At 71.7% G+C, this 25057-nt stretch carries 21 protein-coding genes and 1 pseudogene; 11 read left to right on the forward strand and 11 right to left on the reverse strand.

The window, feature by feature from the left end; genetic code table 11:
* The first annotated feature begins 39 nt into the window (after positions 1-39).
* Genes QMK61_RS14740 through QMK61_RS14770 form a run of 7 tightly spaced genes read left to right on the forward strand, consistent with a single transcriptional unit; the run spans position 40 to position 7459 of the window.
* On the forward strand, positions 40-1014 hold the full coding sequence (locus QMK61_RS14740; protein WP_302072989.1) for an aldo/keto reductase: 975 nt from the start codon (positions 40-42) through the stop codon (positions 1012-1014).
* A complete protein-coding gene (locus tag QMK61_RS14745) occupies positions 1011-1883 on the forward strand; it encodes an amidohydrolase family protein (RefSeq protein ID WP_302072990.1) in 873 nt (290 codons plus the stop codon). The genes QMK61_RS14740 and QMK61_RS14745 overlap by 4 nt, the downstream gene beginning before the upstream one ends.
* A gap of 40 nt (positions 1884-1923) precedes the next feature.
* On the forward strand, positions 1924-2670 hold the full coding sequence (locus QMK61_RS14750; RefSeq protein ID WP_302072991.1) for an SDR family oxidoreductase: 747 nt from the start codon (positions 1924-1926) through the stop codon (positions 2668-2670).
* 15 nt (positions 2671-2685) lie between these two features.
* Positions 2686-3546, forward strand: a complete 861-nt coding sequence (locus QMK61_RS14755; RefSeq protein ID WP_302072992.1) for a fumarylacetoacetate hydrolase family protein — start codon at positions 2686-2688, stop codon at positions 3544-3546.
* Positions 3543-4871 (forward strand): enolase C-terminal domain-like protein, encoded by a 1329-nt coding sequence (locus QMK61_RS14760; RefSeq protein WP_302072993.1) that lies wholly within the window; start codon positions 3543-3545, stop codon positions 4869-4871. Before QMK61_RS14755 ends, QMK61_RS14760 begins: the two co-directional genes overlap by 4 nt.
* Positions 4872-4893: 22 nt before the next feature.
* Complete coding sequence (locus QMK61_RS14765; RefSeq protein ID WP_302072994.1) at positions 4894-6297, forward strand: alpha-L-fucosidase; 1404 nt, start codon at positions 4894-4896, stop codon at positions 6295-6297.
* Between the two features lie 10 nt (positions 6298-6307).
* A complete protein-coding gene (locus QMK61_RS14770) occupies positions 6308-7459 on the forward strand; it encodes an alpha-hydroxy acid oxidase (protein WP_302072995.1) in 1152 nt (383 codons plus the stop codon).
* 20 nt (positions 7460-7479) lie between these two features.
* Here the strand turns inward: QMK61_RS14770 and QMK61_RS14775 are convergent, their stop codons facing one another.
* Complete coding sequence (locus QMK61_RS14775) at positions 7480-7863, reverse strand: L-rhamnose mutarotase (protein ID WP_302072996.1); 384 nt, start codon at positions 7861-7863, stop codon at positions 7480-7482.
* On the reverse strand, positions 7863-9179 hold the full coding sequence (gene fucP, locus QMK61_RS14780) for an L-fucose:H+ symporter permease (RefSeq protein WP_302072997.1): 1317 nt from the start codon (positions 9177-9179) through the stop codon (positions 7863-7865). The genes QMK61_RS14775 and fucP overlap by 1 nt, the downstream gene beginning before the upstream one ends.
* Before the next feature lie 201 nt (positions 9180-9380).
* Between fucP and QMK61_RS14785 the strand changes: the two genes are divergently transcribed.
* From QMK61_RS14785 to QMK61_RS14795, 3 genes are read left to right on the forward strand one after another with little or no spacing between them, the layout of a single operon-like run.
* On the forward strand, positions 9381-10160 hold the full coding sequence (locus QMK61_RS14785; RefSeq protein WP_302072998.1) for an IclR family transcriptional regulator: 780 nt from the start codon (positions 9381-9383) through the stop codon (positions 10158-10160).
* Positions 10161-10206: 46 nt separating this feature from the next.
* Positions 10207-11625 (forward strand): DUF4139 domain-containing protein, encoded by a 1419-nt coding sequence (locus tag QMK61_RS14790; protein WP_302073036.1) that lies wholly within the window; start codon positions 10207-10209, stop codon positions 11623-11625.
* Between the two features lie 12 nt (positions 11626-11637).
* Positions 11638-12393 carry an enoyl-CoA hydratase/isomerase family protein gene (locus tag QMK61_RS14795; protein ID WP_302072999.1) on the forward strand — a complete coding sequence of 252 codons (756 nt, stop codon included), beginning with the start codon at positions 11638-11640 and terminating at the stop codon, positions 12391-12393.
* A gap of 260 nt (positions 12394-12653) precedes the next feature.
* Here QMK61_RS14795 and QMK61_RS14800 read toward each other — a convergent pair whose 3' ends face one another.
* The 4 genes and pseudogenes from QMK61_RS14800 to QMK61_RS14815 all read right to left on the reverse strand — a co-directional run bounded on the left by QMK61_RS14800 (position 12654) and on the right by QMK61_RS14815 (position 17282).
* The gene (locus QMK61_RS14800) at positions 12654-14828 is read right to left on the reverse strand and encodes a TIM-barrel domain-containing protein (RefSeq protein WP_302073000.1); all 2175 of its coding nucleotides are present in this window, start codon (positions 14826-14828) and stop codon (positions 12654-12656) included.
* Between the two features lie 76 nt (positions 14829-14904).
* A complete protein-coding gene (locus tag QMK61_RS14805; RefSeq protein ID WP_302073001.1) occupies positions 14905-15753 on the reverse strand; it encodes a sulfurtransferase in 849 nt (282 codons plus the stop codon).
* Positions 15750-16528 (reverse strand): annotated as a pseudogene (locus QMK61_RS14810) (DUF1289 domain-containing protein). The gene QMK61_RS14805 and the pseudogene QMK61_RS14810 overlap by 4 nt, the downstream one beginning before the upstream one ends.
* 25 nt (positions 16529-16553) lie before the next feature.
* On the reverse strand, positions 16554-17282 hold the full coding sequence (locus QMK61_RS14815; RefSeq protein ID WP_302073002.1) for an FKBP-type peptidyl-prolyl cis-trans isomerase: 729 nt from the start codon (positions 17280-17282) through the stop codon (positions 16554-16556).
* Between the two features lie 153 nt (positions 17283-17435).
* Between QMK61_RS14815 and QMK61_RS14820 the strand changes: the two genes are divergently transcribed.
* Positions 17436-18218: an enoyl-CoA hydratase-related protein gene (locus QMK61_RS14820; protein WP_302073003.1), complete on the forward strand. Its 783-nt coding sequence runs from the start codon at positions 17436-17438 to the stop codon at positions 18216-18218.
* 224 nt (positions 18219-18442) lie between these two features.
* Here QMK61_RS14820 and QMK61_RS14825 read toward each other — a convergent pair whose 3' ends face one another.
* The 5 genes from QMK61_RS14825 to QMK61_RS14845 form a co-directional block, all read right to left on the reverse strand.
* Positions 18443-19366 (reverse strand): DUF1684 domain-containing protein, encoded by a 924-nt coding sequence (locus QMK61_RS14825; RefSeq protein ID WP_302073004.1) that lies wholly within the window; start codon positions 19364-19366, stop codon positions 18443-18445.
* Between the two features lie 146 nt (positions 19367-19512).
* Positions 19513-21351, reverse strand: a complete 1839-nt coding sequence (gene mutL / locus QMK61_RS14830) for a DNA mismatch repair endonuclease MutL (RefSeq protein WP_302073005.1) — start codon at positions 21349-21351, stop codon at positions 19513-19515.
* 49 nt (positions 21352-21400) lie between these two features.
* Entirely contained in the window at positions 21401-22891 is a 1491-nt protein-coding gene (locus QMK61_RS14835; RefSeq protein WP_302073006.1) for an N-acetylmuramoyl-L-alanine amidase, read from the reverse strand.
* A gap of 185 nt (positions 22892-23076) precedes the next feature.
* Positions 23077-23559, reverse strand: a complete 483-nt coding sequence (gene tsaE / locus QMK61_RS14840) for a tRNA (adenosine(37)-N6)-threonylcarbamoyltransferase complex ATPase subunit type 1 TsaE (protein ID WP_302073007.1) — start codon at positions 23557-23559, stop codon at positions 23077-23079.
* Complete coding sequence (locus QMK61_RS14845) at positions 23556-25043, reverse strand: NAD(P)H-hydrate dehydratase (protein ID WP_302073008.1); 1488 nt, start codon at positions 25041-25043, stop codon at positions 23556-23558. The genes tsaE and QMK61_RS14845 overlap by 4 nt, the downstream gene beginning before the upstream one ends.
* Positions 25044-25057 lie beyond the last annotated feature (14 nt).

Raw genomic sequence — 25057 nt, forward strand, 5'->3', positions numbered from 1 at the left:
GATCGCAGCAAGCCCGGCGCATGGCGGCGGAACGCCCGGATGCCCCGCCTGCCCCGGCTTTCCTTCGGCGGCGCACCCATCGGCAACCTCTACGCCAGCGTGGCCGAGCAGGACGCGCTCGACGCCGTGGAGTGCGCCTGGCGGCAAGGCATCCGGCATTTCGACACGGCGCCCTACTACGGCTATGGCCTCGGCGAATCGCGGCTCGGCCAGGCGCTCGCGGCCTGGCCGCGCGACAGCTACACGCTGTCCAGCAAGGTCGGCCGGCGGGTCCTCGACGCCGACCGGCCGCGGACGCGCGATGACGGCTTCGCCGTGGAAGGGCGCCAGGCCGTCTTCGACTACAGCCGCGACGGCATCCTGCGCTCGGTCGAGGCCAGCCTGCAGCGCCTGCGCACCGACCACATCGACATCCTGCTGCTGCACGACATCGGCGCGCTGACCCACGGCGAGCGCCATGCCGCCGTGCTGCGGCAGGCGCTGGACGAGTCGCTGCCGACCCTGGCCGAGCTGCGCGACCAGGGCGTCTGCCGCGCGATCGGCCTCGGCGTCAACGAAGAAGCGGTATGCCTCGAAGTGATGCCGGCCTTCGAGCTCGACACGATCATGCTGGCGGGTCGCTACACCCTGTTCGAGCAGCACGACAGCGTCCGCGTGATGGCGCTGGCCATCCGGCGGAACGTCGCCGTGATGGTGGCCGGCCCGTACAACTCCGGCCTGCTCGGCGCGCCCGGCACGCCCGGGCACACCTACAACTACGCCCCCGCCGGCGCCACCGTCCGGGCGCGGGCGCAGCGCTTCTACGACATCTGCGCACGGCACGGCGTCGAGGTCGGCGCCGCCGCGCTGCAGTTTCCGCTGGCCCACCCCGCCGTCGCCACCGTGGTCTGCGGCCTGCGCTCGCCGGCCGAGGTGGACAGCGCTGTGCAGCGCGTGGGCGCGCCGATCCCGGCGGCGCTGTGGCGGCAACTGCGCGAGGACGGCCTGCTCGACGCCGGCGCGGCCGCGCCATGAGCCTGGTCGACGCCCATCAGCACTGCTGGCGCGTCGCGCGCGGCGACTACGGCTGGCTCCGGCATGCCCCTGCCGCCCTGCGCCGCGATTTCCTGCCGGTCGACCTGCGGTCGCAGCGCATCGCCGCCGGCGTCCAGGACAGCATCCTGGTGCAGGCCGCCCCCACCGAGGCGGAAACGCGCTTCCTGTTCGAACTGGCCCGCGCGGACGGCAACGTCGCCGGCGTGGTCGGCTGGGTCGATTTCGAGGCGCCCGACGTGCGTGCGCGCATCCGCGCGCTGGTACGCGACGGCGGCGGCCTCCTGCTCGGCCTGCGCCCGATGGCGCAGGACATCCCCGACCCCGGCTGGCTGGCTCGGCCCGCGCTGGATGCGGCCTTCGACTGCCTGCAGGAATGCGACCTGGCCTTCGATGCGCTGGTCCGCCCGCCGCACATGCCCGCCCTGCACCAGCGGCTGGCGCGCGAAACGCACCTGCGCGCCGTGCTCGACCACGCCGGCAAGCCCGACATCGCGCACGGATCGTTCGATGCGTGGGCGGCGCACATCGAGCGGCTCGCCAAGCTGCCGAACCTCCATTGCAAGTTTTCCGGCCTGCTCACCCAGCTGGCGCCCGGCATGCCCGAAAGCGCCATCGACCGCTACGCGGAGCACCTGTTCGCCTGCTTCGGCCCGGCCCGGCTGATCTGGGGCAGCGACTGGCCGGTGCTGACCACGCACGGCGACTTCGCCCACTGGCTCGCGCTGGCGCGCGGGCTCGTGCGGCGGTTCGCGCCGGACGCCGCGCCGCAGGTCTTCGGCCACAACGCCCGGGCCTTCTACCGATGGCCCGACATTCCCCGCCCCAGCCCCGAAGGAGCCAGCGCATGAACCGCGTCCACGCCCTGCACCACGCCGGAAGTCCGTCCCCATGAGCGCCCGGCTGGCAGGCAAGCATGCCCTGGTCACCGCGGCCGGCGCCGGCATCGGCCGGGCCACCGCCATCGCCTTCGCACGGGAAGGCGCGCGCGTGCTGGCCACCGACATCGATGCGCAGGCGCTGTCCGCCCTGGCGGCGGAGCATTCCACGATCGGGACGCAGGTGCTCGACGTCACCCGCGCCGACGACATCCGCCAGCTGGTCGCCCGCCACGAGGCCTTCGACGTGCTGTTCAACTGCGCCGGCTACGTGCATGCGGGCACCATCCTGAATACCGACGAGGACAGCTGGCGCCGCTCGTTCAGCATCAACGTGGACAGCATGTTCCGGCTGTGCCGCGCGGTGCTGCCGGCGATGCTGGAACGCGGCCGCGGCAGCATCGTCAACATGGCCTCGGTGGCGTCCAGCATCAAGGGCGTGCCCAACCGCTTCGCCTACGGCACCACCAAGGCCGCGGTGATCGGCCTCACCCGTTCGATCGCCGCGGACTACGTCGCGCGCGGCGTGCGCTGCAACGCGATCTGTCCCGGCACGGTGAAGACGCCGTCGCTGGGCGAGCGCGTGCGCGCGCTGGGCGGCGACGAGCAGGCGGTGTGGAAGAGCTTCACCGACCGCCAGCCGATGGGCCGCCTCGGCACGCCGGAGGAGATCGCCGCGCTCGCGCTGTATCTCGCCTCCGACGAATCCTCCTTCACCACCGGCACCGTCCACGTCGTGGACGGCGGCTGGTCCAACTGAGCACGGGATACCTTCATGAAGCTCGTCCGTTACGGCGCCCTCGGCCATGAGCGCCCCGGCCTGATCGACGCGCAAGGCAGGCTGCGCGACCTCTCCGCCCACGTCAGCGACATCGACGCCGGCGCGCTCGTGCATGTCGGCCGCGCGCGGCTCGCCGCCATCGACCCGGCCACGCTGCCGGAAGTGACCGGCGCGCCACGCTATGGCGCGCCGGTGGCGCACGTGGGCAAGATGATCTGCGTGGGCCTGAACTACACCGACCACGCCGCCGAGACCGGCGCGGAGCCGCCCACGCAGCCCATCCTGTTCATGAAGGCCACCAGCACCATCATGGGCGCGAACGACGACGTGGTCATCCCGAAGGGCTCGGTCAAGACCGACTGGGAAGTGGAGCTGGGCGTGGTGATCGGCGACACCGCACGCCACGTGCGCGTCGAGGACGCGCTGGCCCACGTCGCCGGCTACCTGGTGGTGAACGACCTGTCCGAGCGCGCCTTCCAGCTGGAACACGGCGGCCAGTGGGTGAAGGGCAAGAGCTGCGACACCTTCGGCCCGATCGGCCCGTGGCTGCTTACCGCCGACGAGGTGGCCGACCCGCAGGACCTCGCGCTGTGGCTGGAGGTCAATGGCCACCGCTACCAGGACGGCAACACGCGCAACATGATCTTCGGCGTGGCCGAGCTGGTGAGCTACGTCAGCCGCTACATGACCCTGCAGCCGGGCGACATCATCAGCACCGGCACGCCGGCGGGCGTGGGCCTGGGCCAGAAGCCGCCGCGGTACCTGCGCCCCGGCGACGTGATGGAGCTGGGCATAGCCGGCCTGGGCCGGCAGCGCCAGCGCACCGTCGCCTACGACGACACGGTGCCGGCATGAACCTCGCGGCCTCCGCTCCCGACGTCCGCGCCGCGCGCATCGTGGCGCTGGACACGCTCGACGTGCGCTTTCCCACCTCGCGGGAACTGGACGGCTCGGACGCGATGAATCCCGACCCGGACTACTCGGCCGCCTGCGCCACGCTGCGTACCGACCATCCCGGCGTGGCGGGCCATGGCTTCGTGTTCACCATCGGCCGTGGCAACGACGTGCAGAAGGCGGCGCTGGACGCGCTGGCCGGGCACGTCGAAGGCCTCTCCGTCGACGCCATCGTCAACGACCTCGGCGGCTTCGCAAAGCGCCTCACCGGCGACTCGCAATTGCGCTGGCTCGGCCCGGAGAAGGGCGTGATGCACATGGCGATCGGCGCGGTGATCAACGCCGCCTGGGACCTCGCCGCGCGCCTTGCCGGCAAGCCACTGTGGCGCTACATCGCCGAGCTGCCGCCGGAGGACATCGTCGCCGCCGTCGACTTCCGCTACTTGAGCGACGCGCTGACGCCCGACGAGGCGCTGGCGATCCTGCGCGCGGCGGTGCCGCACCGGCAGCAACGCATCGAGCAGTTGCTGGCCGAAGGCTATCCCGCCTACACCACCTCGCCGGGCTGGCTGGGCTACGGCGATGAGAAGATGCAGCGGCTGGCCCGCGAGGCGGTCGCCGCCGGCTTCCGCACGATCAAGCTCAAGGTGGGCCTGAATGCGGCGGACGACGTGCGCCGCTGCCGCCTCGCGCGCGCAACGGTCGGCCCGGACATCGCCATCGCCATCGACGCCAACCAGCGCTGGGACGTGCCCGACGCCATCGCCTGGCTCAAGCAACTCATCGCCTTCGACATCGCCTGGATCGAGGAGCCGACCAGCCCCGACGACATCCTCGGCCACGCGGCGATCCGCCGCGCGGCTGCGCCGATGCCGGTGTCCACCGGCGAGCACACCCACAACCGGGTGGTGTTCAAGCAGCTGTTCCAGGCCGGCGCGGTGGACCTGGTGCAGATCGACGCCGCGCGCGTGGGCGGCGTCAACGAGAACCTCGCCATCCTGCTGATGGCCGCCAAGCACGGCGTGCGCGTGTTCCCGCACGCCGGCGGCGTGGGCCTGTGCGAGCTGGTGCAGCACCTGGCGATGGCCGACTTCGTGGCGATCACCGGCAAGAAGGAAGACCGCGCCATCGAGTTCGTCGATCACCTGCACGAGCACTTCGTCGACCCCGTGGTGATACGCGGGGGCCGCTACATCGCCCCGCTGGCGCCGGGCTTCTCCGCGGAGATGAAGGAAACCTCGCTGCGCGACTACGCCTTCCCGCACGGTGCGGCATGGCGATCCTGAACACTGGAGGAAAGCGATGAACATGCCGGGCCGCCTCGTGAAGTCCGCCCTTGCCTGCACGCTCGCCGCGGCAGGCGCCATGGCGCACGCCGCAACGCCGACGCACGCCGGCGCGCATCCGGTCGCGGCGATCCAGGACACCGAAACCACGGCGCAGCGCGACGCCCGCATGGCCTGGTGGCGCGCGGCGCGCTACGGCATGTTCATCCACTGGGGCGTGTACTCGGTACCGGCGGGCGTGTGGCACGGCAAGCCGGTCGACGGCGCGGGCGAATGGATCATGCACGACGCGCGCATACCGGTGGCCGAGTACAAGCAGTTGCCTGCGAAATTCGACCCGACGCGGTTCGACGCCCACGCCTGGGTGTCGCTGGCCAAGGCCGCGGGCATGAAATACATCGTGATCACCGCCAAGCACCACGACGGCTTCGCGATGTTCGACTCGAAGGCGAACGCGTTCAACATCGTCGCCGCCACGCCGTTCAAGCGCGACCCGCTGCATGCCCTGGCCGACGAGGCGAAGCGGCAGGGCATCCAGTTCGGCGTCTACTACTCGCAGGACCAGGACTGGACCGCACCGGGCGGCGCCGCCATCGGCGGCCACTGGGACAAGGCGCAGGACGGCGACTTCGCCACTTACCTGCACACCAAGGCGATCCCGCAGATCAGGGAACTGCTGGCGAAGTACCACCCCGCGGTGCTGTGGTTCGACACGCCCACCCGCGAGATGACCCCGCAGCTCGCCTCGGAAATCGTGAAGCTGCTCGACCGGTATCCGCAACTGATCTGGAACAACCGGCTCGGCGGCGGCTACCCGGGCGACACCGAGACACCCGAGCAGCACATCCCGCCGCAGGGCTTTCCCGGCAAGGACTGGGAAACCTGCATGACGATCAACGACACCTGGGGCTACAAGTCGGGCGACACCGATTTCAAGTCCACCACCGTGCTGCTGCACAACCTGGTCGACATCGCCAGCAAAGGCGGCAACTACCTGCTCAACGTGGGGCCCGACGCCCACGGCGTGATCCCGGCGCCCGAGGCCGGGCGCCTGCGCGCCATCGGCCAGTGGCTGAAGGTCAACGGCGAATCGATCTACGGCACCCACCCCTCGCCGTTCGCCGATCCGCACGGCAGCTACTCCGCCACGCAGAAGGACTCCCACGGCAAGCCCGTCTGGGTGCCCACCTGGGATTGGCGTGCCACGCAACGGCCCGGCAAGGTTTACATCCACCTGCTCGAATGGCCCGGCACCTCGTTCCACCTCGCCGACGCGGACATCCACGCCACCGGCGCCTACCTGCTGGCCGACCCGAAGCACACCCCACTCAAATTCACCCAGCACGGCACCCAGCTCGACGTGCAGCTGCCGGCCAAGCCGCTCGACCCGATCGACACCGTGCTGGTCGTCACGACCAGACGCTGAGAACGCCGCCATGGCCGCTCCCGTCACCTGCGTCGCCGACCTGCGCGAGCTCGCCCGCCGCCGCGTGCCGCGCGCGTTCTTCGAATACGCCGACCGCGGCTCCTACGACGAGACCACCCTGCACGCGAACCGCGCCGCGCTGCAGCGGATGCGCCTGCGCCAGCGGGTGATGATCGACGTCGACCGGCGCTCGCTGGCCACCGACATCCTCGGCCAGCCGGCGTCGATGCCGCTGGCGATCGCGCCCACCGGCCTGACCGGCCTGCAGCGCGGCGGTGGCGAGATCCTCGGCGCGCGGGCCGCGGCGAGAGCGGGCATCCCGTTCTGCCTAAGCACCATGTCGATCTGCTCGATCGAGCAGGTGCACGCGGCGGTGCCCGCGCCGTTCTGGTTCCAGGTCTACGTGATGCGCGACCGCGGCTTCGCGCGCGAGTTGATCGTGCGGGCGCGCGAAGCGCAATGTTCGGCGCTGATGCTCACCGCCGATCTCACCGTGCAGGGCCAGCGCCACCGCGAGATCAAGAACGGCCTGTCGGTGCCGCCGCGGATCACCCTGCGCAATCTGCTGGACATGGCCAGCAAGCCGCGCTGGGCGTGGAGCATGCTGCGCGCGCCCAGCCGCTCGTTCGGCAACCTGCAGGGCCGCATCCGGGATACCGACAGCCTCACCACGCTGGCGCAGTGGATCGCCAGCCAGTTCGATCCCACCCTGAACTGGAAGGATCTCGAGTGGGTCCGGGGGCTGTGGCCCGGCAAGCTGATCATCAAGGGCATCCTCGACGCGCGCGACGCGCGCATCGCCGCGGAACACGGCGTGGACGCCATCGTGGTCTCCAACCACGGCGGCCGCCAGCTCGACGGCGCGCCGGCGAGCATCGAGGCCCTGCCCGCCATCGTGCAGGCGGTGGGCGACCGCACCGAGGTGCTGTTCGACGGCGGCATCCAGGGCGGCCAGGACCTGCTCAAGGCGCTCGCCTGCGGCACGCGCGCCGGGCTGATCGGCAAGGCCTTCCTCTACGGCCTCGGCGCGCTGGGCGAGGCCGGCGTGACGCAGGCGATCGAGCTGATCCGCAAGGAGCTCGGCGTGAGCATGGCGCTGACCGGGCAGACCGATGCCCGCGCGATCTCCCGCGACGTGATCTGGCGCGCCGGCGAAGCCTGACGCCCCGCCAGGGAAAGTCGCTAGCGGCGCTCCCCGCGCTCCGCCGCGTCGCAGGCGGCCCATGCCTCCACGAGCGAGAAGATCCCGCGCATCGGCACCCATTTCTCGCCGGGCCGTGCCCAGGGCAGCCGCTGCTGGTAGCGGTCCATCAGCCGCTCCCACGCCTGCACCCGCGGGTCGGCCGCATCCGCGGCCTGCTTGCCCGCGGCGTCGTAGCCGTCGGGCACCTGCACCACCATCACCAGCCGGTTGCCGGTACGGAAGATCTCCATGTCCTCGATGCCGGCCGCGCGGATCGACGCGACGATCTCCGGCCAGACCACGCCGGGCCGGTGCCAGTTCTCGTACTCGGCAATGGCCGCCGCGTCGTCGCGCAGGTCCAGGGCGTAGCAGAGACGCGGCATCAGGCGCCCGCCCCGCCCGTGCGCGGCAGGCGCCGCCACGCGAACCACGCCACCACGGCGAAGCCCAGCGCCGGCACCCCCAGCGCGCGCGCGATACCGGCATGGTCGGATACCGCGCCCATCGCCGCCGTCAGCACCGCGCCGCCGATGATGGTCATCACCAGCAGGGCCGAACCGAGCTTGCGCTCGTCGTCGTCCATGCCTTCCACGCCCAGCGCGAAGATCGTCGGGTACATCACCGACATGAAGAAGCTGCAGGCCACCAGCGCACAGGCGCCGCCCATGCCCGGGTGCAGCAGCGCGAACAGGCTGAGCGCGACGTTGATCGCGGCGAAGGCCAGCAGCAGCCGTACCGGCGCCAGGTATTTCATCAGCGCCGCGCCCACGAAGCGGCCGGCCATGAAGCACACCAGCGCGGCAAGGATGAAGTTCGCCGCCGCGTGCGCCGAGGTGCCGGGCATCGTCGCCTGCACGTAGCGGATGGTGTAGCTCCACACGCCGACCTGCGCGCCCACGTAGAAGAACTGCGCCGCCATCGCGCCGGTGAAGCCGCGATCGCGCAGCAACCGCGTCAGCACGCCGTCGCGCCCGGCGGCATGGGCCGCAGGTGCATGCGACGCGGTCACCGCGGGGAAACGGGCCAGCAGCACCAGCACGGCCCAGGCCAGCACGACCAGGCCGATGCAGAGATAAGGCAGCTGCACCGCACGCGTCGCGTCCGCGTAGTACGCGGCGCGGCCGGCGGCGCTCATCGCGGCCAGTTGCGCCGGGGTATGCTCCATGTCCGCGAGGATGAAACGCTGGCCGACCAGCACGCCGGCGATGGAGCCCAGCGGATTGAACGCCTGCGCGAAGTTGAGCCGGCGCGCCGCGCCTCCGGGCGGCCCCAGCACGGTCATCAGCGGATTGGCCGAGGTCTCCAGGAAAGCCAGGCCGGTGGCGATCACGAACAGCGCGAACAGGAACACGCCATAGGTGCGCAGTTCCGCCGCCGGCCAGAACAGCAGCGCGCCCGCGCCGTACAGCGCCAGGCCCAGCACCACCGCCTGCTTGTAGCCGAAGCGGCGCATGAACATCGCCGCGGGCATCGCCACCAGGAAGTAGCCGAGATAGAACGCGCTCTGCACCAGGCCGGCCTGGAAGTCGTCCAGCACGAAGGCCTTCTTGAACTGCGCGATCAGCACGTCGTTGAGGTTGTTGGCGCCGCCCCACAGGAAGAACAGCCCGACGATCAGCGCCAGCGGCAGCCAGGCGCGGCGCCCGGCCGGCACGGTCGCCGCCGCCGGCGCGGAAGATTCCGTCGTCGCGTAATCCACCCATCCTCTCCCGTGGGGCGCACCTGCCCCGGCAGTGATTGCGAAAGCGCCACGCCGACCTGGCCATGTCATGCAAATATGAATATATAGTTCACCCATAACACAAGATGCGCCGCAACATCCTCCCGCCTCCGCGCGGGCGCATGGCGGCGACACGCGACATGCGGCAAGCTTGTCGCCGGCCCGGACGACGAATGCCTCATGCCGAAAACCACGCCCAAATACCGCGCGCCCGCACTCGACAAGGGGCTGGACATCCTCGAACTGCTCGCGCTCGCGCGTGTGCCGATGAGCATCGCCGAGATCTCCGAGGGCGTCGGCCGCTCGCGCGGCGAGATCTTCCGCATGCTGCAGGTGCTCGAGGAACGCGACTACATCGCGCGCGACGAAGGCGGCACCGGCTACTCGATCACGGCGCGGCTGTTCCGGCTGGGCATGGAACAGCCGCCGCTGAAAAGCGCCGTCGAGGCGGCGCTGCCGGTCATGCACCGGCTCGCCGACGCCACCGGCCAGGCCTGCCACCTGGTGATGCCCTCGCGCGAACAGATCGTGGTGGTCGCCCGCGTGGACCCGCCGGGTGAAATCGCCCTGGTGGTGCGCGTCGGCCATCGCCGCCCGATGTCCCGGTCCACCTCGGGCCACGTGCTGCTGGCCTTCCAGGACGAACAGATCCGCGAGCGCTGGCTGGACGCGATCGCCGAAAGCGAACCCGACCTCGACCGCAGAAAGCTGGCCCGGCTGCTGGCGCAGGTCCGCTCGCGCCACTACGCCAGCGCGCCCAGCCACGTCGTGGACGGCGTCACCGACCTGTCCGCGCCCGTGCTGCTGCACGGCCACGCCGTGTGCGCGCTCACCATTCCGTTCATCGAACAGCGCACCGCCAGGAAAACCATGGGCGATACTGTGGCCGAACTCCGCCGTGCCACCGCGGAAATTTCCGATATGCTGCAATTCGGCACGGCCGCGACCCACCCCGACTGAACTGCGAGGTTCCCCCGTGCGCCAAACCACGCTGACCGCCCTAGTCCTGGCCTGCTGCACGACCGCGTCCGCCGCTGCGGCGACGACGGCGACAGGCTCCCGGATCACCCTCTATCGCAGCGACAGCGCCTCGCTGTACGCCAGCAGCGGCAACGGCGGCGACGACGACGGCTATGCCGTGATCCGCGAGCAGCGCACGCTGGCGCTGCAGGCCGGCACCCACGACGTGGTGCTGGGCAACCTGCCCGACCACGTCGACGCCGAGGCGCTGGCGCTGGGCTTTCCCGGCGGCGAGGCGAAGGTGCTGTCGCAGCAGCTGCGGCTGGCGCAGGGCACGGACGCGGCGCTGACCGGGCTGGTCGGCCAGGACGTCACCGTGCTCGGCGGCAACGGCGAGACGCTGGCCCAGGGCACCCTGCTGCGCGCCGGCGACGGCCTGCTGGTGCGCGGCACGCTGGGCAACACGCTGATCCGCCAGTACGCGGCGGTGCGCGCCGGCGCCGACTTCCCCACCGGCTCCAGCCTCGACCTGCGCGTGGACGCCGCGCATGCGGGCAACGCCCGCGCCGTGCTCAGCTATCCCACCTCCGGCCTCGGCTGGCGCGCCGCCTACGTGGCCACGCTGCAGCCGGGCGCGGCCTGCCGCATGCGCTTCGAGTCGCGCGCCAGCATCGCCAACCGCAGCGGCCGCGACTGGCGTGATGTCAACCTCACCCTGGTCGCCGGCGAACCGCGCTTCGCCAAGGCCTCGGCGCCGCGGCCGATGATGATGGCCAAGGCGGCCTACGCCGCCGCGCCCGCCATGCCCGAACAGGCGCAGCTCGCCGACTACCGCAGCTACGCCCTGCCCGGCGCGGTGGACCTGCCCGACGGCAGCGTGAGCCAGGTGCCGCTGTACGCCGACCGCACGCTGGACTGCGAACGCACCGCGCTGTACGAGAACGGCGGCACCTGGACGCCGCCGCAGCCGATGCTGGGCCGCGACTTCAATACCGGCGGCGGCGACAGCATCGTCGACACGCTGAAACTGAAGGCCTTCGACAGCCTGCCCGCCGGCTATCTGCGCGTGCTCGCGGCCGACCGCAACGGCGTGCCGCAGTTCATCGGCGAAGGCCGCATCGACGACACGCCCAGGGGCGGCGACGCCGCGATCACCCTGGGCACCGCGTTCGACCTGCGCGCGCGGCGCGAGCGCACCGCCTTCCACGTGGACAAGGCCGGGCGCACGCTGGACGAGGCGTTCCGCATCACCCTGAGCAACGCCGGCGACAGCCCGCGCGTCGTCACCGTGCGCGAGCATCCCAGCCGCTGGCGCGAGTGGACGCTCGCCTCGTCCAGCCAGAAGCCCGACAAGCAGACCACCGACACGCTGGAATTCCGCGTAAACGTGCCGGCCAACGGCAAGGCCGTGCTCGACTATGCCGTGCGCTACCACTGGAGCGCCGACCAGCAGCCGCAGGGCTGACCGGGAACCGCCATGCTCGACATCCTCCGACACGGCGACGTCGCCGAAATCCGCCTGGCGCGACCGCCGGTCAACGCGCTCGACCTCGAGCTGTTGCGCATGCTGCGCGGCGGCCTCGACGACGTGGTGCGTGGCGGTGCGCGCGGCATCGTGCTGTCCGGCGCGCCCGGCATGTTCTCCGCCGGCGTGGACGTACCGGCATTGCTCAAGCAAGACCGCGCCGGCGTGCGCGCGTTCTGGCGCGCGTTCTTCGACATGGGCTGCGCGCTGGCCCGTGCGCCGGTGCCGGTGGTGGCCGCGATCACCGGTCACAGCCCCGCCGGCGGCGCGGTGCTGTCGCTGTTCTGCGACTATCGCGTGATGGCCGAGGGCCCCTACAGGATCGGCCTCAACGAAGTGCAGGTCGGGCTGGTCGTGCCCGACTGCATCCAGTTCGCGCTGCGTCGCGTGGTGGGCGCCCGGCGCGCCGAACGCCTGCTGGTGGCCGGCGCGATGGTCGACGCGGCCGAGGCGCTGGCCTGCGGCTTCGTCGACGAAACCACCGGCGTCGACCAGGTGGTGACGCGCGCCCGCGTCTGGCTGGACGAACTGCTCGCCCGCCCGGCCCACGCCATGCTGGCTACCCGCCGCATCGCCCGCGCCGACCTGGCCGAGGCGTGGGCCGACGTGGACGCGTTGCCGATCGACGACTTCATCGAAGGCTTCTACCACCCGCAGACGCAGGCCACGCTGCAGGCGCTGGTGGCGCGGCTGGGCAAGAAGGATTGATACGGGACTATGACCGGTGCTGATCGCCTGCCACGACCCCGCTCGTCATTCCGGCGCAGGCCGGAGGCGCTTTATCAACAGACGAAGGTCTGGTCATCCAGTCGCGGTACGGCCTGGATAAACGTGATCGTCGCTGGATTCCGGCCTGCGCCGGAATGACGGGCCGGATGGCGCGCATCATCCGATGACGCGTCCCCTTCCGGCAGGCCTCGCGCAGACACGCACGGACCTGGACGCCTTCACCATGGAGGCGGCGCGCGTCAGCGCGTGCGCGGCAGGCGCAACGTGACGTTGCCGTCCGTGCCGCGCGCGAAGACCACGCCCGCGTCGGTCACAAGCTGCACCACCACCGGCCGTGCGGCCGCCGGCCAATGCCCCTCGCGGCCGGCGATGCCCACCTTCACCGTGTCGCCCTGCCGCTCGGCGCGGTAGGTGGTGAGGCGGTATTCGCCGCGGCGATAGCCGTAACCGTCGCCCGCGTCTTCGTACAGCCGGCCTTGCGCACGACCATGTGCGTCCAGGCTCACCAGCAGGGTCAGCGGCTGGAACGAATCCTCGTTGCTGTCCTGCACGATCCGGCCCAACGGCACGACCGCGCCGCCGCGCACTTTCAAAGTCGCCTGCAATGGATCCGAGCGGTCGCCGTCGACCAGCGACACCGTGCGCCAGATGCCCTGCGGCAGGGCGGGCTGCTTCGCGAAGGCCGGCACCACCAGCAGGTCGCCGCCAAGCAGGAAGGCCTGCTGCTCCGTACGCAGGCGCGGGTCGCGCGGATCGGCGAAGAACACCGGCCGCATCACCGGCAGGCCATCCAGCGAGCTTTCGCGGAACAGCGTGTAGAGGTAGGGCAGCAACCGGTAGCGGCGCTCGATGGCGATGCGCGCGGTCTTTTCCACCGCCGGACCGAACGCCCACGGCTCCTTCTGCTGCGGCGCCTTGATGGTGTGCCCGCGCGAGAACGGATAGAACGCGCCCACCGCGATCCAGTTCGCCCACAGCTCGGGCGTGGCCGTGCCGCTGAAGCCACCGATGTCCGGCCCGCTGAACGGCTGGCCGGACAGGCCGAGGTTGATCGACATCGGGATCGACAGCCTGAGGTCGTCCCAGGTCGAGGCGTTGTCGCCGGTCCAGGTCGCCGCGTAGCGCTGGCCGCCCAGGAAGTTGGAGCGCGTCAGCACGAACGGCCGCTTGTCCGGGTTCGCCGCCTGGATGCCCTCGCGCGTGGCGCGCACCATCAGCATGCCGTACACGTCGTGGTATTCCAGGTGCGGCCCCGGCGCCAGTTCGCCGCCGCCGCGGTGGCGGTTGTCGTCGGGCATGGTCTGGCCTTCGACGTTGAACACCGAGGGCTCGTTCATGTCGTTCCACACGCCGTCCGCGCCCTGCGCCATGAAGTCCTTGTACAGGCCCGACCACCACCGCCGCGTCTGCGGCCGGGTGAAATCGGGGAAGACCACCGCGCCCGGCCATACCGTGCCGTGGTAGTCGCGGCCCTGCGCATCCTTCACCCATACGTCCTGCGCGGTGCCGCTGTCGTACACCGTGTAGCCGGGGTCGACCTTCACGCCCGGATCGATCATCCACACGCTGTGGAAGCCGCGCGCGTGCAGTTCGCGGTTGAGCCACTGCGGGTCGGGGAAGGTCTTCGGGTCGAAGGTGAATACCCGGAAGCCGTCCATGTAGTCGATGTCCATCCAGATCACGTCGGCCGGGATGTGCCGCCTGCGGAATTCGTCGGCGATCTGCAGCACGCGCGTGTCGGGCGTGTACGACCAGCGCGACTGCTGGTAGCCCAGCGCCCAGCGCGGCGGCAGCGGCATCGTGCCGGTGAGCGCCGCCAGCCCTTCCAGCACGGCCTGCGGCGAGGCGCGGTCGATCACGATCACCGGCATCGCAGGACCATCGGACTCGAACACGATGTCGCGGCCGGTGGCCAGCGTGGCGCGCCAGGCGGAATCGAACAGCACGCCGAACGCGCTGCCGTCCGGCCGCACGCCCAGCACCCACGGGTGCGACTGGTAGAGCCGCTTGCCACCGTCCCTCGCGTACTCGAAGTTGTCGGTGTTCCACAGCGTGATGCTTTCGCCGTTGCGGCGCAGCGGCCCGGTGACCTCGCCGGTGCCGTACAGGTCGGCGCCCTGCGGCACCGGCACGGTGACGCGGGTCTTGCCGTCGTGGCGGTCGTAGCGCGGGCGGATCGCCCAGCCGGCAGGCAAGGCGCCCTCGGCCCGCGGCGTGCGCAACAGGGCCAGCGAGCGGGGATACATCGTCATGCCCGGCGGCAGGAAGGCGGCGATGCCATCGCCGATCCGCTCGGCCGTGATGCGTGCCGCCAGCGCCCCGGGCGCGGCGGCGGGAACGGGCGCCGCGCCGGCCGGCGCGGCGCCGGCGAACAGGCCCAGGACGAACGCGGTCTTCGGCAGCAGTCTCGGCATGCGGTGCCTCTCGATGGCCGGGGGACGCCGGCCAGCTTATCGGAAGACGCCGCCGGCGACGCCGCGTGCCGGTGCGCTAGGCGTCGCCGGTGGCCACCGGCCGCGCGGGGTCGCTGACCCAGCCGCTCCACGACGGCGCGTACAGGCGCGAGCCGGCCAGCCCCGCGTGTTCCATCGCCAGCAGGTTGTGGCAGGCGGTGACGCCGGACCCGCAGGAGTGCACCACCTGCGACGGCGCGCGGTCGCCGAGCACGGCGAGGAATTCACGCTTCAGCTCGTCGGCGGGCTTGAAGCGGCCGTCGGCGGCGAGGTTGTCGGCGAAGGGCCGGTTGCGCGCGCCGGGGACGTGGCCACCCACGCGGTCCAGCGGCTCGGTGTCGCCACGGTAGCGCGGCGCGGCGCGCGCATCGAGCAGCAGTTGGTCGGGACGGTGGGTCACCGCGGCGTGGTCCAGCACCACCTGCGCCGGGTCGAAGCGGATCGTCGCCTGGGTCGGCGTGCGCGCGGGCACCGCCGTCTCCGCCGGCAGCCCGGCGGCCTGCCACGCCGCGTAGCCGCCGTCGAGCACGGCCACGGCGCGTTCGCCGGCCAGCCGCAGCAGCCACCACAATCGCGCCGCCGCCAGCGCGCCGCTGCCGGCGTCGTAGGCCACCACCTGCAGTCCCGGGCGCCAGCCCCAGCGGCCCAGCACGGCGGCGAACGCCGGCTCCGAGGGCAGCGGGTGGCGGCCCAGCCCCTCGGACTGGCGCGACAGGTCGGACAGGTCGCGATCGAGGCTGGCGAACACCGCGCCCGGGACGTGGCCGGCGCGGTAGTCGCGCTCGCCCCTGCCGGAGTCGGCGGTGTCGTAGCGGCAATCGACGACCAGCACGTCCTGCGGTGGCAGCGCCGCGAGTTCGGCGGCGGAAATCAGCGTGGTCTTCATGCGCGTCCCATCCTCGTGAGCAGGTTCAGCAGTATGGCCGCGGTGGCGCCCCAGATGCGATGGCCGCCGTGGACGAACTCCACCATCTCGCGGCGGTGCCCGCGGTATTCCATGGTGTAGCGGCGCAGGTTGGCCGGGTCGAGGAAGAAGGCCAGCGGCACCTCGAACACCTCGGCCACCTCGTCGGGCGCCGGGCGCAGCAGCGCGTCGGCAGCCACCTTCGCCACCACCGGCGTGATGCAGAAGCCGCTGATCGTCTCGAAGCAGTCGAGGTAGCCCAGCGGCGCGGCCAGCGCGCGGTCCAGGCCGATCTCCTCCTCGCTCTCGCGCAGCGCGGTGGCCAGCGCGTCGCGGTCGACGGCGTCGCGGCGACCGCCGGGAAAGGCCACCTGGCCCGCGTGCGAGGTGAGATGGCTGGTGCGTACGGTGAGGATCAGCCGCGGCTGTACGCCCTGGCGCAGGCCCAGCAACACGGCGGCCTGGCGCAGCGGCGCGTCGCCCAGCAGCTCGGCCATCTGCGCGTGGTTCCAGCCCGGCGGCGCGGGCGGCGCGGACAGCGGCCGCAGGGCCCGTTGCAGTTCGTCGATCATGCCGGGTGCCGCGCCGGCAGGACGGTGTCCATCCAGTACCGGCGCTCGGCGTCGCTCATCGTGCGCCAGCGCGCGATTTCATCGCCGGTGCGGCGGCAGCCCAGGCAATAGCCGCGCGCATCCAGCCGGCAGATGCCGATGCAGGGCGTAAGCGCGGGGGAAGGTGCGGCAGGGACGTTCGACATGCCCCGCCATGCTACCACCGCGGCGTCAGTGGCCGTCCTGGTCGGCCTTGATGCCGAGCAGCTCGATCTCGAACACCAGCGCCTCGTTCGGGCCGATGCGCGGCAGCGCGCCGTGCTCGCCGTAGGCCAGCTGCGGCGGGATCACCACCTTCCAGCGGTCGCCCACGTGCATGCGCGGGATCACGTCCTGCCAGCCGGGAATCACCTTGTCCACCTCGAAGCTCACCGGCTGGCCGCGCGCCCAGGTGCTGTCGAACTCGGTGCCGTCGGTGAGCATGCCGCGGTAGTTCACCGTGACCGTGCTGGTGACGGTGGGGCTGGCGGTGCCGCTGCCCTTCCGGATCACCGCATACTGGATGCCCGAGGGCAGCTGCACCACGCCCGGCTGCCGGGCGTTCTTCGCCATGTAGTCCTGGCTCTTGCGCAGGTTCAGCGCGGCGAGGTGCCGGTATTCGGCCAGCGCGTGCTGGTGCATCTCGTGGTCGAGCTCGCGCAGCTGCAGGTGCATGTCCTGCATCGGCACGGCCGGCGGGTGCTTGGCGTAAGCGTCGCGCATGGCCTGCTGCAGCGTGGCCATGTCCACCGCCGGCTGGCCGTCGGCGAACTGGCTGCCGAGCTGGTAGCCGATCGCGTAGGAAAGCTTGTGCGTGTCCAGCTTCACCGACTGTGTGCCGGGCTTCGTCAGGCGCTGCTGCGCCGTCGCCGCCGCCGCGACGCAGAGCAAGCCCAGGGCCAGCCAACGCAGTCGTGTCATTCCCTTACTCCGTTCCACACGGCGCGACATCGTAGCGCGTTCGCAGCCGCATGCAGCAATGCCCGGCCGATCCGGCGCACGGAACTGAGAAAACCCGCGGCTGCAAAGGTTCCCGCTGCTACCATGCCGGCTTTGCCCGCCGGAGCCCTCCCCATGGCCTATCGCAACCTCGAGATCGCCAACCGCGGCGCGGTGCGCACCATCACGGTGAACCGCCCCGACAAGCTCAACGCGCTGAACCGCGACACGCTCAACGAGCTGACCATCGCCTTCGCCCAGGCCGCGCAGGACGACGCCGTGCGCGTGGTGGTGCTGGCCGGCGCGGGCGAGAAGGCCTTCGTGGCCGGCGCCGACATCGCCGAGATGAACGGCTACACGCCAGTGCAGGCGCAGGGCTTCTCGCGCGCCGGCCAGCGCCTGATGACCGCCATCGAGCGGCTGGGCAAGCCGGTGCTCGCGCGCATCCAGGGCTTCGCACTGGGCGGCGGCATGGAGCTGGCGATGGCCTGCCACCTGCGCGTGGCCAGCGAGAAGGCGAAGTTCGGCCAGCCGGAGATCAACCTCGGCCTGATCCCCGGCTTCGGCGGCACCCAGCGCCTGCTGCGCCTGGCCGGCCGCAGCGCCGCGCTGGAGCTGTGCCTCACCGGCGCGCCGATCGGCGCGCAGCGCGCCTACGAACTGGGCATCGTCAACCGCGTGGTGGCGCCGGAAGCGCTGGACGAGGCGGTGGCCGCGCTGGCCGACCAGCTCGCCGCCGCCGCGCCGCTGGCCGCCGCGGGCATCCTCGATGCGGTGCTGCAAGGCGGCGAGGCTTCGCTGGACCAAGGGCTGGAGTTCGAGACCCAGGGCTTCGCGCTGATGTTCTCCACCGGGGACATGCGCGAAGGCACCAGCGCGTTCCTGGAAAAGCGCAAGGCGGTGTTCAAGGGGAGCTGAAAATCCCGGCCACCCGTTCCCCTCCGCGCACCAACGCCGTCATTCCGGCGCAGGCCGGAATCCAGTTGAAACCAGCCGTGCGAAGCACATGAAAACCAACTCTATAATCGCGTGCTTCGCACGAGTACTTCACTGGGTTCCGGCCTGCGCCGGAATGACGGCGTCGCACGGACAGCCTCGCAGTGGCGACCTCGCGACCGCAGCATCGCGAGGTCGTGAACCCTTCAGTGCTGCCCGCCGCGGTACTTCTTCTCGCCCGCGGTGACCGCCAGGTCCAGCCGGTTCTCCGGCGGCGCCAGCGGGCAGGTGGCGAACGGCGTGAAGGCGCATGGCGGGTTGTAGGCCTTGTTGAAGTCGAGGACGACACGCCCCGGCTTGTCCACGCCGCCGGCCGGCAGCGCGGCGTAGAGGAAGCGCGCGGCGCCGTAGGTTTCCTTGCCCGAGGTGCGGTCGGCCAGCACGAAGAACAGCTCGCCGCCCGGCTCTTCCTGGTACGGCAGCAGCTCGAACACGTGGCCGTCCCGCCGGAACACCGCCTTGCCGGGCACCTTCACCGTGTCGATGGTGCCGATCACCGAGCCCATCTGCAGGTCCTGCGGCGGGTCGAACGGCACCCAGTCGGCCTCGACGCGCCAGGACGGGTCGATCGGGAAATAGTCGATGCCTGCGAAATCGCGGCGAGCCTCGGCATCGGCATCCTTCACGCGCAACGCCTTGCGGCCGTCGCGCTCGATCACGTAGAAGTTCGCATGGCCGAAGCGCACCGTGGTAGGCGCGGCGCCGTCCTGCACGTGCATGTCGTCGACCAGCACGGCCGCGTCGACCGGCTTGCCGTCCACGCTGGCGCCGCTGCCCTTCGCCAGCGCGATGCTCGTCGCGCCGTTCGCCGCCAGCGTCACCGTGCCCAGGTGCGCGGGACCGGCCTTCAGCACGATGTCGTTGTCGGCCGCGCTGCCGACACGGTTGGCACCCTCGTGCAACCACTCCAGACCGATCAGGCTGAGCCAGCCGTCCGGCGCGGTGAGCCGCGCCACGCGGGCGGCGCGCCACTGCTCGATCTCGTGGACATAGGGCGACGGGGTTTCGGCAGCGGACACGATGGCGACTCCGGAGATCAGGGCAAGGACAAAGGCGGCGACTCGCGACATGGGGACGATCCGCGACAATGGAAGTCCGAGTATGGACGTCCAAACGCGCAACGGGCAAGCCGGCTTCACTCCCTCCCCTGCTTGCAGGGGAGGGTTGGACCCCCTCCCGACCTCCCCCTGCAAGCAGGGGGAGGAGCACATCAACCCTACCGGCCGCGCATGAACAACCTATCCAGCTCGCCCAGGCTGAGTTGCGTCCAGGTGGGTCGCCCGTGGTTGCACTGGCCGGAGCGCTCGGTGGCTTCCATCTCGCGCAGCAGCGCGTTCATCTCCGGAACGGTCAGGCGCCGGCCGGCGCGCACTGAGCCGTGGCAGGCCATGGTCGAGAGCAGCTCGTTCTCCAGTTCCTGCAGGCGGCGCGAGCTGCCGTGCTGGGCCAGTTCCGCCAGCACGTCGCGGGTGAGCTGGCCGACGTCGGCGCCTTCCAGCAGCGCCGGGATGCGCCGCACCACCACGCCGGACGGTCCGCTGCGCGACAGCTCCAGGCCCCAGTCGGCCAGCGCCTCGGCGTGCTCCTCGGCGGCGGCGGCCTCCTTCGCGCTGACGGCCAGGCTCAGTGGCACCAGCAGCAGCTGCGAGCGCAGGTTGCTGCAGGCGCGGCCGGCCTTGAGCTTCTCGTAGGTGATGCGCTCGTGCGCGGCGTGCATGTCCACCAGCACCAGGCCCTGCGCATTCTCGGCCAGGATGTAGATGCTCTTGAGCTGGGCGATGGCGAAGCCGAGCGGCGGCGCCTCGCCCTCCCCGGCGGCCGGCATCGGCGCCGTCGCGGCGGCCGCATGCGCCGGCTCGCCCAGCAGGGCGGCGTAGTCCGCCAGCGGTTCGTCGCGCACGCCCAGCGCGAGGCGGTTCTGTTCGGCGCGCACGGGCCACGCGGTCGCACGGGCCACGGCGGGCAGGCCGGGGGCGATGGCGTGCGCGGCGCCCCCGCCGGCGGTACTCATGTGCAGGCGACCGTCGTCGGCCTGCGCGTGCGACTCCACCTGCCCCGCGCGGGTCTGCGCCAGCGCCTCGTGCAAGGTGCGGAACAGGAAGTCGTGCACCAGCCGCTGCTCGCGGAAACGCACCTCGTGCTTGGCCGGGTGCACGTTCACGTCCACCCCGGCCGGGTCGAGCTCCAGGTACAGCACGAAGGCCGGATGGCGGCCGTGGAACAGCACGTCGGCGTAGGCCTGGCGCACCGCGTGCGCTACCACGCGGTCGCGCACCAGGCGGCCGTTGACGTAGAAATACTGCTGGTCGGCCTGGCTGCGCGAGGCGGTGGGCAGGCCGACCCAGCCGGACAGGTGCATGCCCGCCGCAGCGTGGTCCACGCGCAGGCTCTGCGCGGGGAAGTCCTCGCCCAGCACCTCGGCCACGCGTCGCAACTGCGCCTGCTCGTCGCGCGCGGCCTTCCAGATGCGCACCGGCTTGCCGTTGTGGCTGAGCCGGAACTCCACGCCGCCGCGCGCCAGCGCCAGCGACTTAAGCAGGTCGTCGATGTGGGCGAACTCGGTGCGCTCGGCGCGCATGAACTTCTTGCGCGCGGGCACGTTGTAGAACAGGTCGCGCACTTCCACGCTGGTGCCCGGCGGATGCTGCGCGGGACGCGCCGCCTGCAGCCGGCCGCCGTCCACCTCGATGCGGAACGCGGTCTCGGCCTCGCGCTGGCGCGAGGTGAGCGCGAAGCGCGCCACCGAGGACACCGAGGCCAGCGCCTCGCCGCGGAAGCCCATGCTGGCCACGTGTTCGAGATCGTCGAAGCTGCCGATCTTGCTGGTCGCGTGCGAGGCCACCGCCAGCGGCAGCTCGTCGGGCGCGATGCCGCCGCCGTCATCGCGCACCCGGATCAGCCGCGCGCCGCCCTGCTCGATGTCGACCTCGATGCGCGCGGCGCCGGCGTCGAGGCTGTTCTCGACCAGTTCCTTGACCACGGACGAGGGGCGCTCGATCACCTCGCCGGCGGCGATCTGGTTGACGAGGTCGGGGGTCAGCGGACGGATGGGCATCGCCCAAGCTTAGCGATCGCCCCGGGGCGACGAAAGCCGGAACGTGCGATCAGCCGGCGGGAATCATCAGCACCATGCCGGCGCGCACGCTGTTGCTGCTGATGCCGTTGGCGCTCTTGAGCGAGCCGATGCTGACGCCGTACTGGCGCGCGATGCTGCCGAGGCTTTCGCCGCGCGCCACGCGATGCATGTCGCGCACGTTCGCGTCGGCCTTGCCCGCACCGGACGGCCGGTCCGCAGGCTCCGCCGAGGCCAACTGCACGCCCGCGCGCCGCGCGGCCTGCGCCGCGAACCAGGTGCCCGGCGGCGGCGTGGCCTCGAAATAGTCCTTGATGCCGCCCATCACCGCATCGGCCAGCGCCTTCTGGTGGCGCGGGTCGCGCAGCTTGCGCTCCTCGACCGGATTGCTGATGAAGGCGGTCTCGACCAGGATCGACGGCACATCGGGCGAGCGCAGCACCACGAAGTTGGCGTTCTCGATGTGGTCGCGATGGGTGGGGCCGAGCTGGGCCAGCGCCTTCAACACGTTGTTGGCGACCACCGAGCTGGACTGAACCGCCCAGCCCTGCTGCATGTCCAGCAGCACCGAGGCGAGGCTGTCGTCCTCGGAAGCCAGCGAAACGCCGCCGATCAGGTCGGAGCTGTTCTCGCGGTCGGCCAGCAACTGCGCCGCGACCGAGCTCTTGCCGCGCGAGGACAGCACCCACACCGACGAACCGCGCGCATCGCCGCTGCTGTAGGAGTCGGCATGGATGGACACGAACAGGTCGGCCTTGTCGGCGCGCGCGATCTCGTAGCGGCGCTTCAGCGGGATGAAGTAGTCCCCGTCGCGGGTCAGCACGGCCTTCATGCCGGGCTGCCGGTTGATCGCCGCGGCGAGGTCGCGCGCCACCGCCAGCGTCACGTTCTTCTCCAGCGTGCCGTCCGGGCCGTGCGCGCCGGGGTCCTTGCCGCCGTGGCCGGCGTCGACCGCCACCACCACCTTGCGCTCGCCGCCGAGCAGTGCGGCCACCTGGCGCGAATCGAGATGCTTGAAGTCGACGATGCGGTGCTGGTCCTTCGCCGGCAGCACCGCAGGCGCCGCATCGGCCCTGGCCGGCGCATTCTTGGCCGGGGCAGCCTGGGCGACCGTCGCCGGGGACTGGACACTGCCCGGATACAGGTCCAGCACCAGCCGGTAGGCGGCCTTGCCGGACGGGCCCAGGGTGAAGTCGCGCGGACTGCTGCCGGGCGCCATGCTGGCGGTGAACCGCAGCGTGTCGCCCTGGCGGGCGTCGGTCAGGCCCTTGAGGCGGCCCTGCGCGGCCGGTGCGTCGAAGCCGGCCGCCAGGCTGCTGGCCGGCAGCTCGATCACCACCTGGTCGCCCTGCCGGCTGAGCCTGTAGCGCACCGGTGCGGACAGGTCGAACACCACGCGGGTGTAGTCCGGTCCGGCCCAGACGCGGGCGTCCTGCACCTGGGCGGCGCGCGCGCCGCACGGCAACGCCGCCGCCGTCGCGGCAGCGGCCATCCACAGCAGGCGCGTCAGGGTTCCGTTCATGGAGCCGCATTGAAGCGCAGCCGATGCCGCTTTGCAAGGGTTTTTCCCTTGAATATCCATGACCTGCATGGCATTCGTCAGATCATCTCAAGGTTTTGCCCGTATCCCGGGGCAACGAACCCCATGCCATGCACCCAGGCGTGGCGGAAATTCCCGAAGGAAAACGAAGACTTGCGATTGAGGCCCTAGCCCAGGCGTGCCAGCACCGCCCGGCCGCGGGCGCTGAGCGGACGCAGCGCAGCGCGGCGTCCGGTGCCGGCATGGGCCAGCGCGATCTCGAGGTCCGGCGCCGGCAGAGCACCACGGCCGCGTTCGGGCCACTCGACCAGCACCAGCGCGGCCGGATCGGCCAGCGCGTCCAGGCCCAGCCATTCGAGCTCGCCCGGATCGGCGATGCGATACAGGTCCAGGTGCCAGGCCGGGCGCCCCTGCGCCTGGTAGCCCTCGACCAGGCTGTAGGTCGGGCTCTTGATGCGCTCGCCCACGCCCAGGGCGCCCAGCAGGGCGCGGGCGAAGCTGGTCTTGCCGGCACCGAGGTCGCCGTGCAGGTAGACCACCAGGCCATCGTGCCGCAGGGCCCGGGCGAACCGCCGACCCAGCGCAAGGGTGGCGGCCTCGTCGGCCAGTTCGCGGCGAAGTTCGCCGGGAGCGTGTTCGTGTGCGTTCATGCGTCCGTTTCCAGCCCGTTGCCCAGCGTCCGCAGCGGTCCCAGCAAGTCGCCCGCCAGCAGGCCGCGTTCGCCCTGCCGCGCGGCCAGGTCGCCGGCACGCGCATGCAGGCCCACGCCGAGGCAGGCGGCATCCCAGGCATCGCAGCCCTGCGCCAGCAGCGCGGCGACGACGCCGGTGAGCAGGTCGCCCATGCCGCCGCTGGCCATGCCCGGATTGCCCCAGGGGCACACGGCCACGCGGCCGGCCGGGTCGGCGACCAGGCTGCCCGCGCCCTTCAGCACCGCCACCGCGCCATAGCGTTCGGCCAGTGCGCGCACGGCGGCATAGCGGTCGGCTTCCACCTGTGCCACGTCCTGGTGCAGCAGCCGCGCCGCCTCGCCGGGATGCGGCGTCAGCACCGCCGGTTGCGCCAGACGGCGCGGCTCGCGCGCCAGCAGGTTCAGCCCGTCGGCGTCCAGCACCAGCGGCAGTCCCGCGTCCAGCGCGGTGAGCCACAGCGCATGGCCCCAGGCGTGCTGGCCCAGTCCGGGGCCGAGCGCCAGCACGCTGGCGCGCTCCAGCAGGGCCTGTAGCGCCTGTGGCCCGTCCACCGCATGGGCCATCAGCTCGGGGCGGGCGGCATTGAGCGCGAGCAGGTGCTCGGCGCGGGTCGCCACGCTGACCAGCCCCGCGCCGGCGCGCAGCGCGGCCTCGCCGCACAGGCGGATCGCCCCGGCCGTGCCGTGGTCGCCGCCGATCGCCAGCACGTGGCCGTTGGCGCCTTTGTGCGCGGCGCGGGCGCGCGGCGGCAGGTGGTCCGGCTGCAGCAGCTGCGCGTCGGGCGCGATGTCCTGCCACAGCGTGTCGGGGAGGCCCAGCATGTCCAGCTCCAGCCGCCCGGTATGGTCGGCGGCCTGGCCGGTGCACAGGCCGCGCTTGGCGGCGATGAAGCTCACCGTCGCCTCGGCCCGGATTGCGACGCCCGGGCAGCGCCCGGTATCGGCATCCAGCCCGGAAGGCACGTCCAGCGCGAGCACCGGGCACGCATCGGCGTTGATGCGCTCGATCAGCGCGGCCGCGACGGCCTCCGGCGCGCGGCGCAGGCCGGTGCCGTAAAGAGCGTCCACGTGGACGTCGACGCGGGGCAGCCCGCCTTCGCCGGCCCAGCGATGCACCGCGCCGCCCGTGGATTCCCACGCCCGCCGCGCCTCGGCCGCGTCGCCGCGGGCGGCGTCGGCCAGCGCCAGCACCTCGACCTGCAGACCGGCCTCGCGCGCCAGCGTGGCGAGCAGGAACCCGTCGCCGCCGTTGTTGCCCGGCCCGCAATGCACCGCGATGCGATGCGCCTGCGGCCAGTGCCGGCGCAGGCTGGAAAGCCCGGCCCAGGCCGCGCGCCGCATCAACTCGACGCCGGGCACGCCCAGCTCGTCGATCGCGCGCCGATCCAGCGCACGCACCTGTTCCACGGTGTAGAGGTCGCGGCTGTGGACGGGGCTGGGCATGCGCGGATTATAGG

Origin of the sequence: Fulvimonas sp. R45 (assembly GCF_030504985.1) — a bacterium.
Taxonomy (GTDB): Bacteria; Pseudomonadota; Gammaproteobacteria; order Xanthomonadales; family Rhodanobacteraceae; genus Rhodanobacter_A.